1 protein-coding gene is annotated in these 352 nt (G+C 39.5%); it reads left to right on the top strand.

Annotated elements, in window-relative coordinates:
* Positions 1-352 (top strand): ATP-binding cassette domain-containing protein (locus V7147_RS18255; protein ID WP_335369262.1); only part of this gene is annotated, 352 nt, incomplete at both ends.

Below are 352 nucleotides of genomic sequence, written 5' to 3'. Positions count from 1 at the left end.
AGTAAATGAAGGTGAAATTGTAGCTGTTATTGGTCCCAATGGGGCTGGGAAAACCACGCTATTGAAGGCGATTACAGGGTTGTTGAAGCTGAAGGAGGGTACTATCCTCTATAAGGACAATGTGATTAATGGTACTCCTGCTCATAAAATTTTAGGGTATGGTATATCCCATGTTCCTCAAGGTCGTCAGGTCTTTGGTGATCAGTCAGTAGAAGATAATCTAATTTTAGGTGCATTTTCAATTAAAAAAGAGAAACAAAAAATACAAGAGCTCATCGAGAGAGAATACGAAAGATTTCCAAGACTTAAAGAGAGAAGAAAGCAGCATGCCGGTACATTAAGTGGTGGAGAG

Origin of the sequence: Bacillus sp. JJ1521, assembly GCF_036965165.1 — a bacterium.
Lineage (GTDB): Bacteria > Bacillota > Bacilli > Bacillales > Bacillaceae_L > Ferdinandcohnia.
The sequence above is the reverse complement of the archived record's forward strand: the minus strand, read 5'-3'. Positions and strand labels throughout refer to the sequence as shown.